The organism is Streptomyces niveiscabiei, assembly GCF_001419795.1.
GTDB lineage: Bacteria > Actinomycetota > Actinomycetes > Streptomycetales > Streptomycetaceae > Streptomyces > Streptomyces niveiscabiei.
The window spans coordinates 1-1,944 of the sequence record NZ_LIRL01001142.1; the positions used below are offsets into that span (position 1 = coordinate 1).

Below are 1,944 nucleotides of genomic sequence, written 5' to 3' on the forward strand. Positions count from 1 at the left end.
GTCGGCGGCGATGTGGTGCAGGACGACCAGCAGGACGTGGTCGGCGGCGCCGAGCCGCAGCAGCGTGACCCGCCAGGGGGCCTCCGTCTCCAGGTCGAACGGCCGGCGTACGGCGTTCTCCAGGACGGACCCGAGGCCCGGCTCGTCCGTCTCCACCACCTCCAGCGAGGTCACCGGCTCGTCCAGGACCCGCTGCCAGGGTTCCTCCCCGGTGTGCGGGAACACCGTCCGCAGGCTCTCGTGGCGGAGCTGGACGTCGGTCACGGCGGCGCGCAGGGCCGTCACGTCGAGGGCGCCGCGCAGCCGGGTCGCGAGGGGGATGTGGTAGGCGGTGGCGCGGGGGTCGAGCCGGTGCAGGAACCAGAGGGTGCGCTGGCTCGCCGAGGCGGGCACCCGGTCCGGGCGGGTCATCGGCGCGGGACGCGGGCCGACGGCGGCGCTCCCGCCGAGGCGGGCGGCCAGGGCGGCGACGCTGGGGTGCTCGAAGACGTCCCGGACGCCGACGTCGGCGCCCAGTTCCGCGCGGACCCGCCCCGCGAGCCGCGCGGCGAGCAGCGAGTCCCCGCCGAGGCTGAAGAACCCCTGTTCCACGTCGACGGCACCACGTCCGAGGACCTCGCCGAAGAGCCGGCTCAGCACCTGTTCCCGCTCGCCCCGCGCCGCCCTGCCGCCCGCGCCGCCCGGCCGCAGCGCGAGCAGCCGGCGGAGGTCGAGCTTGCCGTTGGCGGTCAGCGGAAGCGCGTCGACGGTGACCCACGCGGCGGGCACCAGGTGCGGCGGCAGCACCGCGGCCGCCTGTCCGGGCACCTCCCGTGCGATGTCCTCGTCCGCCGCGAGCCAGGCGGTCAGCCGCCGGTCCCCGGGCCCGTGCTCGACGAGGTGGACGGCCGCGTCCCGCACCCCGGGCAGCGCGGTGAGAGCGGCCTCGACCTCCCCGGGCTCGACGCGGAACCCCCGTACCTGGACCTGCCGGTCGGACCGTCCCAGGTACTCCAGGGTGCCGTCGTCGCCCCACCGGGCGAGGTCCCCGCTGCGGTACGCGCGGCTGCCGGGCGGGCCCTGCGGGTCGGCGACGAACCGGGCGGCGGTCAGCGCCGTACGCCGCAGGTAGCCGAGGGCCACCCCGTCGCCCGCGATGTACATCTCGCCGGGGACGCCGGGCGGGACGGGGCGCAGGGCGGCGTCCAGGAGCCGTACCCGCAGGTGGGGCAGCGGGCGGCCGATGCCGGCGGGGCCGCCCGCGTCGAGGGCCGTGTGTGTGACGTGGACGGTCGTCTCGGTGATGCCGTACATGTTGACGAGGCGGGGGGCGTCGTCGGCGTGCCGGGTGTACCAGGAGGTGAGCCGCCAGGGTTCGAGGGCTTCACCGCCGAACACGACGTACCGCAGGGCGAGTCGGGCGGGTTTCTCCGCGTCGGCGGCGGCGAGCTGGGTGAAGGCGGAGGGGGTCTGGCTGAGGACCGTGACGCGTTCGCCGGCGAGCAGGTCGAGGAGGTCGTGCGGGGAGCGGGCGACGTCGTGGGGGACGACGACGAGGCGCCCGCCGTGCAGCAGCGCGCCCCACAGCTCCCAGACGGAGAAGTCGAAGGTGTAGGCGTGGAAGAGCGTCCACACGTCGTCGGGCCCGACGTCGAAGCGGCTCGCGGTGGCCTCGAACAGCCGCGTGACGTTGCGGTGGGTGACGACGACGCCCTTGGGGGCGCCGGTCGAGCCCGAGGTGTGGATGACGTACGCGGGGCTTTCGGGGCCGGGGCCGCGCGGGGCGGCCTGCGGGCCGTGCCCGGCGTCCACGAGGAGCACCGGCGTGTCACCGGCGTCGAGGGTCACGTCCGATGCGGTGAGCAGCATCTTCGGGGCGACGTCCGCCAGGAACGCCCGCAGCCGCCCGGCCGGGTACGCCGGGTTCCACGGCACGTAGGCCGCCCCCGCCTTCAGCACCCCGAG

Annotated in this window: 1 protein-coding gene; it reads right to left on the minus strand. The window is 76.4% G+C overall.

Annotated features, from left to right (window positions below; genetic code table 11):
- On the minus strand, nucleotides 1–1,944 hold a 1,944-nt coding region (locus tag AOK24_RS41080; protein WP_159052177.1), incomplete at both ends, for a non-ribosomal peptide synthetase.